Below are 14,359 nucleotides of genomic sequence, written 5' to 3'. Positions count from 1 at the left end.
TTAAGTCGTCGGCAGCGTCAGATGGGTATAAGAGACAGAGGAGGGACACCTCTTCGCGGGGCGAGGCAATATCCTCAACGCTGGCGGTGGCGGCGTCTGCCACAACTCCGGTGGCGGCGGTGGTGGCAATGGTGGCTCGGGTGGCATCGGCGGCCGGACCTGGACGGGAGATGCCGATCCCGCGCGCGCCGTGGGTGGGTTGGGCGGCGTCAAGATGCAGTTTTCTCCCGCGACCCGGCTGCTCTTCGGCGGTGGCGGTGGCGCGGGTCATGGCAACGACAACGTGAGCGGCAAGGGCGGTAACGCTGGCGGCATCGTGTTCGTGCGCGGCGCTGCCCTGGCCGGGACTGGCAACATCACGGCGGACGGTCAGGCTGGCACCAACTCCCAGAACGACGCCGCGGGTGGCGGCGGCGCGGGTGGCACGATCTCCCTGAAGTTCACGGGGGCGTTGTCCTGCGGTGGTACGGGCACCATCTCCGCGAGGGGCGGTAACGGCGGAAACAGCACCTTCACCGCGTCGCCGCATGGCACTGGCGGTGGAGCGGGTGGCGGCAACATCCTTCTTCAGGGCACGACCCTTTCGTGCCTTACGTCTGTCACTGGCGGTGCGGCGGGTGTTCAGCCGAACGCGGGCGCGCAGAATGGTGTGACGTACGGTTCTGCTCCGGGCAATCCGGGCATCGTCAACCTGCCGCCCACCATCACCTCGCCGGCCGACAATTCATCGACGACGAACACGACGCCCACCATCACTGGCACGACGCCGGATGGCGGCAATCAGCCCGTCAACGTCTACGTGGACGGCACGTTGATTGGTTCGACGACGTCGAACGCGTCCGGCGTCTTCACCATTGCGTCGCCCGTCCTGGCCCTGGGCTCTCACACCGTCTATGCGGTCACGCTCTCCGGGGGCAGCCCGCTTCTTCAGAGCAACACCAACACCTTCACGGTGACGAGTGCCACGCCGACGCCGACGGTGGCCATCACCACGCCGGCCAACGGCGCCACGGTGACGAACCCCACCGACGTGACCATCGCTGGCACGGCCGCGAACGCGACGTCCGTCTCGTTCACGCTGAATGGGACGAACTACGGCCCCTTCACGGTGGCCGGAGGTAACTGGACCGCCACGGTGCCGGGTCCGCTGGCCAACGGCAGCTACACCGTGGTTGCGGTGTCCACCAACGGCACGACCACCAGCACGACCGCGACCTCTACCTTCACTGTGGCGGTGCCTGCGCCGACGGTGGCCATCAGCACGCCGGCCAACAACTCGACGGTGACGAACCCCACCAACGTGGTGATCAGTGGCACGGCCGCGAACGCGACGTCCGTCTCATTCACGCTGAACGGGACGAACTACGGCCCCTTCACGGTGACTGGAGGTAACTGGACCGCCACGGTGCCGGGCCCGCTGGCCAACGGCACGTACACGATCAACGCGGTGTCCACGGACGGCACGACCACCAGCACGACCGCGACCTCTACCTTCACGGTGGCGGTGGCCGCGCCGACGGTGGCCATCAGCACCCCGGCCAACGGCTCCACGACGAACAATCCGAACGTGACGGTGACCGGTACGGCCGCCAACGCGACCACGGTGACGCTCAGCTTCCAGGGGACGAACTACGGTCCCATCACGGTGACCGGCGGCAACTGGAGCCAGGCGCTGCCGGGCCCGCTGGCGGACGGCACGTACACGGTGACCGCCGTGTCCACGAACGCCCAGGGCACGAACAGCTCGCCCGCGACCTCCACCTTCACGGTGGACCAGACGCCTCCGGTGGTGGCCATCAGCACCCCGGCGGACGGCACGACGATCAACACCCCGAACGTCACGGTGACGGGCACCTCCACGGACGCGGCGTTCGTGACGCTCGTGTTCGAGGGCACCAGCTACGGCCCCATCACCGTGGACGCCTCCGGCAACTGGAGCTTCCCGCTGCCCGGCCCGCTGGCGGACGGCACGTACACCGTGACCGCGACGGCCACGGATTCGGCGGGGAACACCAGCACTCCCGACAGCTCCACCTTCACGGTGGACCAGACCGCGCCGACCGTCGCCATCAGCACCCCGGCCGACGGCGCCGTCATCGGCACCAGCACGGTGACGGTGACCGGTACGTCCTCGGGAGCCACGTCCGTGACGCTGACCTTCGAGGGCAACGACTACGGCCCCATCGCGGTCGACGCCTCCGGCAACTGGAGCTACACGCTCCCGGTGTCCGTGCCTGAGGGCACCCACACCGTGACGGCGGTGTCCACGGACGCGGCGGGCAACACCAGCACGCCGGCCAGCTCCACCTTCACGGTGGACCTGACCGTCCCCACGGTCGCCATCACCACGCCGGCCAACGGCACCTCGGTGAACACCAGCACGGTGACGGTCACCGGCACGACGACCAACGCGACGTCCGTGATGCTCACCTTCGAGGGCACGAGCTACGGCCCCATCACCGTGGACGCCTCCGGCAACTGGAGCTTCCCGCTGCCCGGCACCCTGACCGAGGGCACGTACACCGTGACCGCGGTGTCCACGAACGGCGCGGGCACGAACAGCGCGGCCGCGACCTCCACCTTCACGGTGGATCTGACCGCGCCGACCGTTGCCATCAGCACCCCGGCGGACGGCTCGACGGTCAACACGCCCAACGTGACGGTGACGGGCACGTCCACGGGCGCCACGTCCGTGACGCTGACCTACGGCGGCACGAACTACGGACCCATCCCCGTGGATGGCGCGGGCAACTGGAGCTACCCGCTGCCGGTGTCCCTGACGGACGGCTCGTACACCGTGACCGTGGTGGCCACGGACGCGGCGGGCAACACCAGCACGCCGGATGACACCACCTTCACGGTGGACCTGACGGCGCCGGAAGTCGACATCACCTCGCCGCTGGACAACGCGACGGTCGCCTCCAACACGGTGACCGTCACCGGTACCTCCGTGGGCGCCACCTTCGTGACGCTGACCTTCGAGGGCAACGACTACGGCCCCATCCCGGTGGATGCTTCCGGCAACTGGAGCCAGGCGCTGCCGGGCCCGCTGGCGGACGGCACGTACACCGTCACCGCGGTGGCCACGGACTCGGCGGGCAACGAGAGCACGCCCGACAGCTCCACCTTCACGGTGGACACGACCGCGCCGACGGTGGCCATCACCACGCCGGCCAGCGGCTCCACGGTGGGCGCCAACGTGACGGTCACCGGTACGGCCGCGGGCGGCGCGACGAGCGTGACCGTGACGTTCCAGGGCACCAACTACGGCCCCATCCCGGTGGACGCCTCCGGCAACTGGAGCCAGGCGCTGCCCGGCCCGCTCGCCAACGGCACGTACACGGTGACGGCGGTGGCGGTGGACGCGGCGGGCAACACCAGCACGACCGCGACCTCCACCTTCACGGTGAACACAGCCGCCCCCACGGTGGCCATCACCGTCCCGGCCAACGGCTCCACGGTCATCGTCCCCAACGTGACGGTGTCCGGTACGTCCGCGAACGCCACGTCCGTGACGGTGACGTTCCAGGGCACCAACTACGGGCCCATCCCGGTGGATGCTTCCGGCAACTGGAGCCAGGCGCTGCCCGGCCCGCTGGCGGACGGCACGTACACCGTCACCGCGGTGTCCACGAATGGCACGACCAACAGCACGACCGCGACCTCCACCTTCATCATCAACCTGGGCAACCCGGTGGACACGGACAAGGACGGCCTGACGGACGACGAGGAGATCGCCCTGGGCACCGACCCGAACAACCCGGACACGGACGGCGACGGCATCCCCGACGGCATCGAGGTCAAGGTCGGCGTCACGGATCCGCTCGACGACGACTCGGATGACGACGGCATCCTCGATGGTAACGAGGACAAGGACCACGACGGCATGGTCGACGCCGACGAGACGGACCCGAACAACGCGGACACTGACGGCGACGGCCTGACCGACGGCGTGGAGCTGGGCCTCTCCGAGCCCCAGGGCGACGACACCGACCCGTCCGAGTTCGTGGCGGACAAGGACCCGTCGACGAAGACGAACCCGCTGGACGACGACTCGGATGACGACGGTCTCACCGACGGCAACGAGGACATCAACCACGACGGCAAGGTGGACCCGACGGAGACGGACCCGAACAAGCTCGACACGGACGGTGACGGCCTGACGGACGGCCTGGAGCTGGGCCTCACCGAGCCCCAGGGCGATGACACCAACATGACCGTGTTCGTCCCGGATCAGGACCCCGACACCAAGACGAACCCGCTCAACCCCGACACCGACGGTGGCGGCGTGCTCGACGGCATCGAGGACCGCAACCACAACGGCAAGGTGGACGTGCTGGAGCCCGACCCGAACAACCCGGCGGACGACAACGACGCGGACGGCGACGGCATCGACAACGCCACAGAGGAGGCGCACGGGACGGATCCGTTCGACCCCGACTCCGATGACGACGGCGTGCTGGACGGCATCGACGGGCTGACCGACACCGACGGTGACGGCGTCATCGACGCGCTCGACCCGGACAGCGACAACGACGGCATCAACGACGGCACGGAGCTGGGCGTGACGGTGGAGACCGCTCCGCCGGGCACCGACACGTCGTCCCCGCACTTCAAGCCGGACGCGGATCCCTCCACGAAGACGGACCCGAAGAACCCGGACTCGGACGGTGACGGCCTGAAGGACGGCGAAGAGGACCGCAACCACGACGGCCGCCGTGACGCCACGGAGACGGATCCGACCATGAAGGACACCGACCAGGGCGGCATCGACGACGGCACGGAGGTGAAGGGCGGCTCGGATCCGCTCGACGCCAACGATGACTTCCTGGTGGTGGGCCACGGCTGCAGCACGGGCGGCTCCGGTTCGCTGGCGCCCTTCGCGCTGATGCTGCTGGCGCTGCCCCTGGTGGGCCGCCGCTTCCGCCGCGCCGGGGACCTCCTGGCGCGCGCGGGTGGGGCGCTGGCGGTGTTCATCACGGCGCTGGTCGCGGGCATGGGCACCACCGCCCACGCGCAGGCCACCGCGGTGTCGCAGGCCATCGACGTGCAGCAGTACAAGCCGGGCCCGGGCGTCGCGGATGTGCTCGCGGTGCACGGCGCGAAGGTGCAGCGGCACCTGGGGTGGAACGTGGGGCTGTCGGTCAACTACGCCGACAAGCCGCTCAACTTCTTCGACCCCCGCTCGGACACGTACGTCACCTCCCTGGTGAAGAGCCAGGTGGGCTTCGACCTGATGGGCGCCGTCGGCCTCTTCGACCGGTTCGAAATCGGCGTCGTGCTGCCCATCACCATCCAGGGCTCGGAGAACTCGCCGGCCGTGGACTCCTCCTTCGCCAACGGGGTGAGCGGGGGCGGCATTGGCGACCTGCGCCTCATCCCGAAGGCGCGGCTCTTGGACGGTGACAACTACGGCGTGTCCGTGGTGCTGCCCATCTCGCTGCCCACGGGCGGTGCGTCGGACTTCCTCGGCGGCTCCGGCGTGTCCGTCAACCCGCGCGTGGTGGCGGAGTACGGCAAGCGCTTCCGCATCCTCGCCAACGTGGGCGTGGACCTCCGCAAGTCGGAGCAGCTGCGCAACCTGAACGTCGGCAGCGCGCTGGCGTACGGGGTGGGCGCGGAGGTTCCGCTGGGTGACCTGCCGCTGGCCGCCCAGGCCTCGCTGGTGGGCGCCATGGGCTTCAAGCAGCAGAACGAGGAGGAGCGTCCCCTGGAGCTGCTCGCGGCCCTGAAGTACCGCGCGCCCACCGGTCTGTCCGCGCAGGTGGGCGCGGGTCCGGGCCTCACCCACGGCTATGGCACGCCGACCTTCCGCGTGCTCGCGTCCGTGGCCTACAGCACCCCGGAGCGCGCCGCGGCGCCTCCGAAGCCCGTGTGCCCGGAAGGCCCGGAGGACTTCGACGGCTTCCAGGACCAGGACGGCTGCGCGGACCCGGACAACGACGGGGACGGCATCGTCGACACGGCCGACAAGTGCCCCAACGAGCCGGAGACGGTGAACGGCTTCGAGGACGAGGACGGCTGCCCGGACACGAAGCCCGCGCCGCCTCCGCCGGTGGACTCCGACGGCGACGGCCTGATGGACCCGGACGACAAGTGCCCCAACGCGCCCGAGGACAAGGACGGCTTCCAGGACGAGGACGGCTGCCCGGATCCGGACAACGACAAGGACGGCATCCCCGACACGGCGGACAAGTGCCCGCTGGAGCCGGAGACCATCAACGGCGTGGATGACGAGGACGGCTGCCCGGACAAGGGCAAGGTCAAGGTGCTCGTCGAGGGCGAGCGCATCCTCATCCTGGAGAAGGTCTACTTCGCCACGAACAAGGACGTCATCCTGCCGCGCTCGTTCCCCATCCTGAAGCAGGTGGCCGCCGTGCTGCGCGCCAACCCGCAGGTGGAGCTGCTGCGCGTCGAGGGCCACACGGACAGCCAGGGCAACGACGCCTCCAACCTGGACCTGTCCAAGCGCCGCGCCGCCAGCGTGAAGACGTTCCTCGTCAACGAGGGCATCGCCGCGGAGCGCCTGGAGTCCGAGGGCTTCGGCGAGACGAAGCCGGTGGACACCAACAAGACGGCCGCCGGCCGTGAGAACAACCGCCGCGTGGAGTTCAACATCACGCGGATGGGCAAGGTGGAAGTGGAGAAGCCCGCCCCGTAGCGCTCCACTTCAGGAATGAAACACGGAAGGCCCGGTTCCCAAGAGGGAGCCGGGCCTTTTCGTCATCCGCGCCCCGTCCTGTCACGTCACGCGTGCGCGGAAGGCGCGCACGACTGGTTACGGCGAGTCAGCGGACGCGAGTCAAGAGGGTGTTTACATCCGCGCGATGTCCGTATGGCCGCTGATGCCATTCGCGTAAGTGGGCGTCAGGACTCGGTCGCGCAGCAGGGCGCTACAGGCTGGTAGCGGAATACTTGCCAAAGCGCCCGACTTCCTGATGATTGTCGAGGGTGGGTGTTTCCGCGGACGGCGCCGCGGTGCTTCCGCCACGAGGACGACATGGACCAGTTCGAGCAGAACAAGCAGGCCGCGAAGATTCGTGTCGTGGGCGCGGGCGGGGCGGGCTGCAACGCGGTCAACACGATGATTCTGTCGAAGTTGGACCGCGTGGACTTCATCGCCGCCAACACCGATGTCCAGGCGCTCGCCGCGAGCAAGGCGCCCACCCGGCTGCAGCTGGGCCAGGCCCTCACCAAGGGCCTGGGCGCCGGCGCCAACCCGGAGATGGGCCGCGAGGCCGCCCTGGAGTCGCGCGATCAGATCGCCGCGGTGCTGGAAGGCGCCGACATGGTCTTCGTCACCGCGGGCATGGGCGGTGGCACCGGCACGGGCGCCGCGCCCATCATCGCGGACATCGCCAAGAGCCTGGGCTGCCTCACGGTGGGCGTCGTCACCAAGCCCTTCCTCTTCGAAGGCAACAAGCGCCGCAAGCAGGCCGAGCAGGGCATCGTGGAGCTCAAGGCCGCGGTGGACACGCTCATCACCATCCCCAACCAGCGCCTGCTGTCGCTCTCCAACGAGCCCATGCCGCTCTTGGAGACCTTCAAGCGCGCGGACGAAGTCCTGCTCAACGCCGTGCAGGGCATCAGCGACCTCATCCAGTACCACGGCTACATCAACGTGGACTTCGCGGATGTGAAGACCATCATGAGCGACAAGGGCCTGGCGCTCATGGGCACGGGCCACGCGTGCGGTGACCGCCGCGCCATCACCGCCATGCAGCAGGCCATCTCCAGCCCGCTGCTGGAGGACGTCTCCATCGACGGCGCCACCGGCCTGCTCATCAACATCACCGGCGGCCGCGACATGACCCTGCAGGAGGTCAACGAGGCGCTGACGCTGGTGCACGACTCGGCGGACGGCGAGGCGGAGATCATCTTCGGGTCGCTCATCGACGAGCAGATCCAGGACGAGGTGAAGATCACCATCATCGCCACCGGCTTCGTGCAGCGGGACGCGCCCAAGGTGCGCTCCATGGCGCAGGTGGTGCAGGTGCCGCTGGTGGGCCGTCCCTCCACGCCGCCGTCCGTGCTGTCCTCGCCGCGCGAGGAGGTGGCCAGCCTGGTGCCCGCGAAGAGCGCGCCCCGTCCGGCCATGTCCTCCGTGGAGTCGCCCAAGACGTCCATGCAGAGCGCGCGCACGGCCGTGGTGAAGGACGCGGCGCTGCCCCTGGACGAGGATCAGTTCGACATCCCCACGTTCCTGCGCCGCCAGGGCCAGACGGAGCTGCCTTGAGTCAGGCAGCGGCGGGACGCTAGCGGGGGAGGCGGGCGACGCTCGCCGTGCCCCTGCCGGTGAGGCGGTCGCATTTGGTGAACAGCCCGTCCACCTCGTCGTAGAGCGCGTCGATGCGCTCCGACGCGCTGGGGGCGGGGAGCAGTCCATCACCGGACAGCTCCTCCAGGCGGGTGCCGGCGCGCTGCAAGAGCTGCAGGGCCTTGAGCAGGGAGCGGCCCTGCTGCGTGCCGTCGGGCGTGAAGAGGGTGCCGCCCTCGTAGAGCGTCACCAGATTGGCGCGGGTGTCCTGCTGCCGCTGGTTGAGCCGGTTCCGGTACAAGTCCAGACGGCGGGCGCGGCGGGCACCATGCAGGTCCACGACGCTGTGCGTTCCTGTCGACGGGGGATTCACGTCGGGCAAGGTACGCCAGGCTCTCGCAAGCCCGCAAATTTACGGGACTGTACGGACCTGTTGCGCGACTGCCCGGACGCTTGTCAGTCAAGGGGGTGGGGGTTAGTTTGGCCGCCCTTCGTAAAGCCAGGGTGCCCGCCATGTTCCAGAAGCTGCTCATCGCCAACCGGGGTGAAATCGCGCGTCGCATCGGGGCCGTGGCCCGGGGCATGGGCGTGAAGACGGTGGCGGTGTACTCGGACGCGGACGCGAACCTGCCCTTCGTGAAGGAGGCGGACGAGGCCGTGAGGATCGGCCCCGCGCCCGCGAAGGACAGCTACCTGAGCATCCCCGCCATCCTGGAGGCGGCGAAGAAGACGGGCGCCCAGGCGGTGCACCCCGGCTACGGCTTCCTGTCCGAAAACGGCGAGTTCGCCCAGGCGTGCGCGGACGCGGGGCTGACCTTCGTGGGCCCGCCGCCGGAGGCCATGGCGCGGATGAAGGACAAGAGCCAGGCGCGCAAGCTGGTGTCCGCCGCGGGCGTGCCGGTGGTGCCCGGCAGCGACGGCGTCCTGCCGGACGTGCAGAGCGCCCTGGAGGCCGCGGAGCGCATTGGCTACCCGGTGCTGTGCAAGGCCGCCAGCGGCGGTGGCGGCATTGGCATGGCGGCGGCGAGCAATCCGGCGGAGCTGGAGAAGGTCTACCGCCAGTGCACGGACCGCGCGAAGGCCGCCTTCGGCCGCGAGGGCGTGTACCTGGAGCGCTACTTCCCGGCGCCCCGTCACATCGAAGTGCAGATTCTGGGCGACACCCACGGCCACCTCATCCACGGCCTGGAGCGCGAGTGCTCCATCCAGCGCCGGCACCAGAAGGTGGTGGAGGAGGCCCCGTCGGTGCTGTTCGCCAATGGACGCAACTCAGGCCTGGCGGACACGCTCTTCACGGCGGCCGTCAAGGCGGCCAAGGCGTTCGGCTACGCCAACGCGGGCACGGTGGAGTTCCTGTACTCGGACGGGCAGGTGTACTTCATCGAGATGAACGCCCGGCTCCAGGTGGAGCACCCGGTGACGGAGCTGACCACGGGCCTGGACCTCATCGGCTGGCAGCTGCGCATCGCCGCGGGTGAGAAGCTGACGGTGAAGCAGGAGGACGTGAAGCGGAAGGGCGCCGCGCTGGAGTTCCGCATCTACGCGGAGGACCCGGTGAAGTACTTCCCGTCCCCCGGCCCGCTGAAGGTGTTCCAGCCGCCCACGGGCGAGGGCGTGCGCCTGGACTCCGGCTACGCGGAAGGGGACGTGGTGACGCCGAACTACGACCCGATGATTGCCAAGCTCATCATCAGCGGCGCCACGCGCGACGAGGCCATTGCCCGCGCGGTGAAGGCGCTGGAGTCCTTCCGCATCGAAGGCATCAAGACGAACATCCCGCTCCACCTTCGCATCCTGAAGGACCCGGCCTTCGCGGCGGGTGAGCTGGACACGCACTTCCTGGATCATCACGCGAAGCCTTAAGTATTCCCACCCGAGGAGGACGGTTCATGGCGGACGTTGCGGCGCACATCACGGGCACGGTGTGGAAGATCGAAGTGAAGGTCGGCGACAAGGTGGATGCCGGCACCACGCTCGTCATCCTCGAGTCCATGAAGATGGAAATGCCCGTGGAGGCCGAGGAGGGCGGCACGGTGAAGGAGATCCGCTGCAAGGAAGCGCAGGCGGTCAACGAGGGCGACGTCCTCGTGGTGCTCGGGTAGTCACGGGCTTCACCGGATGGAGCCCACGCTGGAGGTGGAGGATCGCGAGGGCGGTGTCCGGGTGCTCACCGTCTCCAACCCGTCGCGGCGCAACGCGCTGAATGACGCGTTGCTGGCCCGGTTGGACGCGGCGCTGGAGCCGGCCGCCCACGTGCGCGCGCTGCTGGTGCGCGGCCAGGGCGGGCACTTCTGCGCGGGCTATGACTTGACGCACCTGGGGCCGCCCGGCGCTGACGGGCGGCTGCCGGATGACCCGCTGGTGGCGTGCCTGCTGAAGCTGGAGCGGCACCCGGCGCCGTCGGTGGCGCTGGTGCAGGGCGGCGCGGTGGGCGCGGGCTTCGACCTGGCGGCCTCCTGCGACTTCCGCGTGGGCGCTCCCGACGCCTTCTTCCTCATGCCTCCGGCCCGGCTGGGCATCGTGTACTCGCCGGAGGGGCTGGCGCGGGCGGTGCGGCTGGTGGGGCTGTCCCGCGCGAAGCAGCTGTTCCTCACCGCGCGCCGGTTGCCGGCGGCGGAGGCGCTCGCGTGGGGGCTGTTGGACGAGTGTCCCGAGGACGCGGAAGGACGCGCGCTGGCGCTGTGCGCGACGCTGGCCGCGGGGGCGCCCAGGGCGGTGTCGGGGATGAAGGAGGCGTTCGGGCTGCTGGCGCGCTCCGGGTTGTCCCCGGACGACGTCGCGCACCTGCGTCAGGTGCGCGGCGAGGCGTTTGGCAGCGAGGATGCGAAGGAGGGGCGCGCGGCTTTCCTTGAAAAGCGCGCGCCCCGGTTCAGCGGCCGCTAGGTGTCGCCGAACAGCTCGCCCATGCGCAGCTGGAGCGCGGAGGCGATCTTGTAGAGCGACGAGATGGACGCGGAAGACTCCGCGCGCTCAATCTGGGACAGCAGGGACACGGACAGGCCGGTGCGGCGGGCCAGCTGCTTGAGCGTGAGCTCCTGCGTCTTGCGCGCGTCGCGGATGGTGCGGCCGATGGCGCGGTGCAGGTCTGCTTCCGGGTCCTGGGACAGGCCCTTCTTCTGCAGCGCGTTGCGCACGGCGGCCGTGAACTGCTCCGGCTCCATGGGCTTCTTCACGTAGTCGGACGCCTGCGCCTTGAGCGACGCGACGGCCGTGTCCACGGTGGGGTAGGCCGTGGCGACGATGACTGCGATGTCCGTGTCGTACTTGCGGATCAGCTCCAGCACTTCGGTGCCGGACATCTGCGGCATCATCATGTCGAGGATGACGAGGTGGAAGTCGGAGCCCCGGAGGATGTCCACCGTTTGCGTCGGGTCCGTGGTGGTGACGACCTCGTAGCCTTCACGGGTCAGCACCAGCTTGAGGTAGTCGCAGTTGTCCTGCTCGTCATCAACTACCAGGATGCGAATCTGCACAGCGTCTCCTCGCTGCAGGGTTGAGGGATGTGCTGCGGGGGGGACTACTCGCCGCTCTTCGAGGCGGGGGGATTCTGCGCCTGACGCGGGGTTGCGCCGGGCATCTGGCTCAAGGCCCTGATGACCAGGTCTCGCTTGGGATAGCCTTCGGGCGTGAGCGTGAGGAACGTCTCGTAGTGCTGCTCACTCATCTTGAAGTCGTTGACCTTGGCGTACACCACGCCAAGCATGAGGTGGCACTCCGGGACCTTGGGGGCGAGCAGCGCGCAGTCCTTGGCGAGTTCCAATGCGCTGTTCGGTTCCTTGGCCTTGATGAGCCCCAGGACCTTGCCCTGGATGACTTCGATGTTCTTGCTCACGTCCGCCGGCTTCATGTTCCGCATGAAGTCGGACGTGGGCCTGGCATTCGGATTCTTGGGCGCGGTGGCTGTCGCGTCAGGGGCGTCCTGCGGAGGCTCCGGCAGCTGGGTGTTCTGCGCGGCCTGGGCCTGCGCGGCGTCCAACTGGTCGCTGAGATCCTTGCGCTCCTTCACGAAGACGGTGTCCGTGGGGATGGCGCTGAAGGCCTTGGTCGCGGCATCGACGTCGTTGCCCTTGAGGGCGCGGCGGGTCGCGGCGAGGTCCCTCTCCGCCTTCCGCTCCTTCTCCAGCCGTGCCTGGAGCTCATCCAGGGTCGCGGCCGGTAGCGCCTTGGCCTTGCGGAGCGCCTCGAGCGAGGTGCCGGCGACGGTCAACTTGCCCGCCTGCAGCGCCTCCTGGAACGCCTGATCCGCCGGGGGCTCCGGCGGCTTCTCCGGCGTCGCGGGAGGAGTCGCGGCCACGGTCTCCGGAGTCTTCGTGTCCGGCGGCTTCGTCGGCTCCTTCGGCTCCTTCGGCTCGGTGATGGGCTGCGGATCCGCGGCGACCACGGGGGGCGGGCCGTCCGGCGGCTTGGGCAGCAGGTCCTGGCCCTTCACCACGAAGAGCGCCGCGCCCGCGCCAATGGACAGGAACACGATGACCGCGGCCACCCACATCTTCTTGGAGCCGCCGCGGCCCTGCGCCGCGAGGTCCTCTTCCAGCGAGCCGGGACCCACGAAGCGCAGCTTCACGTGGCCCATCTCGATGACGTCACCGTGCGCGAGCGTCGCCTGGGCGTAGCTCTCACCGTTGACCATCATCCCGTTGGCCGACTGCATGTCGATGACGCGCCACTCGCCCGTCTCCTCGCGCACGACCTTCGCGTGCGTGCGGGACAGCGAGCGGTGGTCCAGCGCCACGTCGTTCTCCGACGTGCGGCCAATCCGCAGCTCCGTGCGGTTGCAGTCGAACTCCTGGCCCTTGAACTCGTTGGGGGCCAGCACCACCAGCCGGGGCTGCTCGTCCTCCGGCACGCGCTCCACGCGCCGGGGGCGGTCCGCCTCCATCTGGTCCATGCGGATGATGGACGTGGCGTTGCGGCGCGCATCCGCGGACACGGGCGTGTGCTCGTGCTCGTCGCCGCCGTCGGAGTCGGGGTCCTCCGCCTCGTCCTCGCCGTCCACCATGGTGTCGCGGGGGGCGGGGCCGCTGGGGACGTCGTCGTCCTCGTCCTCCTCGGGCTCCGGCTCCGGCCGGCGGGAGGCGGGCACCTTGGCGGTGATGGCGCCAGTAGGGGCGCCAGCGTTGGCCGCGCCCTCGACCTGCAAGGCCAGATCGTAGTCGCCAATCTGGATGAGGTCGCCCTCCTTGAGAGGGAGCTGGCCTGCGACGCGTTCACCGTTGATCCGGGTGCCGTTGTAGCTCCCCAGGTCTTCGAGCACGACGTGGCCATTGAGGCGCACGAGCCGGGCGTGTCGACGTGACACGTTTCGCTCGGTCAGGCGGATGGTGTTCCCCTCCTGACGGCCAATGGTGATTTCGTCGCGCACGAAGGGAACAACGGTCTTGCGCCCCTCGTCGTCTTCGATGATGAGCTTCAGCACGGGTCCGGTCCGAGTACAGCTATAGCAGAATGCCCTTTGCCGAGACAAGCCATGTATCCCCCGAGAACAACAGGGCTTTTCGCCCATCCCAGGGTCAGGGAAGCACTGTTGTCCATCGGTCGATTGGCCGGAAAGGGTGGGGAGCGCAGGATACCGGGGCTCACGATAGCGCTGATCGCGGCGCAGGCCATTCTGTACACCGTGGTGGCGTCCGGAGGCCCACCCGGAGTGGATGCGCTGATTCACTGGGGGGCGAAGTCCGGCCCCCTGGTGACGGACGTGGGGGAGGGGTGGCGGCTCCTGACGGCCAACCTCCTGCACCGGGACGCGCTGCACCTGGGCCTCAACCTGCTGGTGTTCGCGGGGGTGGGCACGGCGGTGGAGCGCGCGTGCCGGTGGTGGGACTACGTGGCGTTGCTCGTCGTGTCGGGGCTCGCGACGATGACGGGCTCGCTCTGGTGGTCGCCGACGGTGAGCGTGGGGGCATCGGGGTGGGTGTTCGGCTGCGTGGGCGCGCTGCTGGTGCTGGGCCGGCGCGCCCGGAGCGGCCCGGGGGCGCGCTTCCGCTGGTTCTCCGGTGAGAACGCGCTGCCCACGGTGCTCGTCTTCCTGTGGCTCGGGTGGACGAGCGCGGGCGTGGACAACGCGGGGCACCTGGGTGGGCTTCTGTCGGGGCTGCTCGTGGG

9 protein-coding genes are annotated in these 14,359 nt (G+C 69.3%); 6 read left to right on the top strand and 3 right to left on the bottom strand.

Annotation, left to right across the window (positions count from 1 at the left end; translation table 11 throughout):
• Positions 1-214 precede the first annotated feature (214 nt).
• Both D7X96_RS36545 and ftsZ read left to right on the top strand, forming a co-directional pair.
• Positions 215-6,661, top strand: coding sequence for an Ig-like domain-containing protein (locus D7X96_RS36545; protein ID WP_147468489.1), 6,447 nt, complete (start codon positions 215-217; stop codon positions 6,659-6,661).
• 339 nt (positions 6,662-7,000) lie between these two features.
• Positions 7,001-8,236: a cell division protein FtsZ gene (gene ftsZ, locus D7X96_RS36540; RefSeq protein ID WP_120552622.1), complete on the top strand. Its 1,236-nt coding sequence runs from the start codon at positions 7,001-7,003 to the stop codon at positions 8,234-8,236.
• Between the two features lie 19 nt (positions 8,237-8,255).
• Here the strand turns inward: ftsZ and D7X96_RS36535 are convergent, their stop codons facing one another.
• Entirely contained in the window at positions 8,256-8,597 is a 342-nt protein-coding gene (locus D7X96_RS36535) for a hypothetical protein (protein WP_233591908.1), read from the bottom strand.
• Positions 8,598-8,770: 173 nt separating this feature from the next.
• On the opposite strand from D7X96_RS36535, the gene D7X96_RS36530 reads away from it, so the two are divergent.
• From D7X96_RS36530 to D7X96_RS36520, 3 genes are read left to right on the top strand one after another with little or no spacing between them, the layout of a single operon-like run.
• Complete coding sequence (locus tag D7X96_RS36530) at positions 8,771-10,120, top strand: acetyl-CoA carboxylase biotin carboxylase subunit (protein WP_120552624.1); 1,350 nt, start codon at positions 8,771-8,773, stop codon at positions 10,118-10,120.
• 26 nt (positions 10,121-10,146) lie between these two features.
• Complete coding sequence (locus D7X96_RS36525; protein ID WP_120552625.1) at positions 10,147-10,359, top strand: biotin/lipoyl-binding carrier protein; 213 nt, start codon at positions 10,147-10,149, stop codon at positions 10,357-10,359.
• Between the two features lie 16 nt (positions 10,360-10,375).
• Positions 10,376-11,140: an enoyl-CoA hydratase/isomerase family protein gene (locus D7X96_RS36520; protein ID WP_121771813.1), complete on the top strand. Its 765-nt coding sequence runs from the start codon at positions 10,376-10,378 to the stop codon at positions 11,138-11,140.
• Here D7X96_RS36520 and D7X96_RS36515 read toward each other — a convergent pair.
• Both D7X96_RS36515 and D7X96_RS36510 read right to left on the bottom strand, forming a co-directional pair.
• Positions 11,137-11,730 carry a response regulator gene (locus D7X96_RS36515; RefSeq protein ID WP_014398871.1) on the bottom strand — a complete coding sequence of 198 codons (594 nt, stop codon included), beginning with the start codon at positions 11,728-11,730 and terminating at the stop codon, positions 11,137-11,139. The two genes, D7X96_RS36520 and D7X96_RS36515, sit on opposite strands and share 4 nt — an antisense overlap.
• 44 nt (positions 11,731-11,774) lie before the next feature.
• Positions 11,775-13,673, bottom strand: a complete 1,899-nt coding sequence (locus D7X96_RS36510; RefSeq protein WP_121771812.1) for an FHA domain-containing protein — start codon at positions 13,671-13,673, stop codon at positions 11,775-11,777.
• 228 nt (positions 13,674-13,901) lie between these two features.
• Between D7X96_RS36510 and D7X96_RS36505 the strand changes: the two genes are divergently transcribed.
• Positions 13,902-14,359: rhomboid family intramembrane serine protease (locus D7X96_RS36505; protein WP_244219846.1), on the top strand; the 458-nt coding region annotated here is incomplete at its 3' end.

The organism is Corallococcus interemptor (assembly GCF_003668875.1).
GTDB classification, from domain to species: domain Bacteria; phylum Myxococcota; class Myxococcia; order Myxococcales; family Myxococcaceae; genus Corallococcus; species Corallococcus interemptor.
The sequence above is the reverse complement of the archived record's forward strand: the minus strand, read 5'-3'. Positions and strand labels throughout refer to the sequence as shown.

What these genes read in the sequence shown, in the direction of transcription:
- D7X96_RS36525 (WP_120552625.1), top strand. Translation starts at nt 10,147, where the DNA reads ATGGCGGACGTTGCGGCGCACATCACGGGCACGGTGTGGAAGATCGAA.
- D7X96_RS36530 (WP_120552624.1), top strand. Translation starts at nt 8,771, where the DNA reads ATGTTCCAGAAGCTGCTCATCGCCAACCGGGGTGAAATCGCGCGTCGC.
- D7X96_RS36520 (WP_121771813.1), top strand. Translation starts at nt 10,376, where the DNA reads ATGGAGCCCACGCTGGAGGTGGAGGATCGCGAGGGCGGTGTCCGGGTG.
- D7X96_RS36545 (WP_147468489.1), top strand. Translation starts at nt 215, where the DNA reads ATGCAGTTTTCTCCCGCGACCCGGCTGCTCTTCGGCGGTGGCGGTGGC.
- ftsZ (WP_120552622.1), top strand. Translation starts at nt 7,001, where the DNA reads ATGGACCAGTTCGAGCAGAACAAGCAGGCCGCGAAGATTCGTGTCGTG.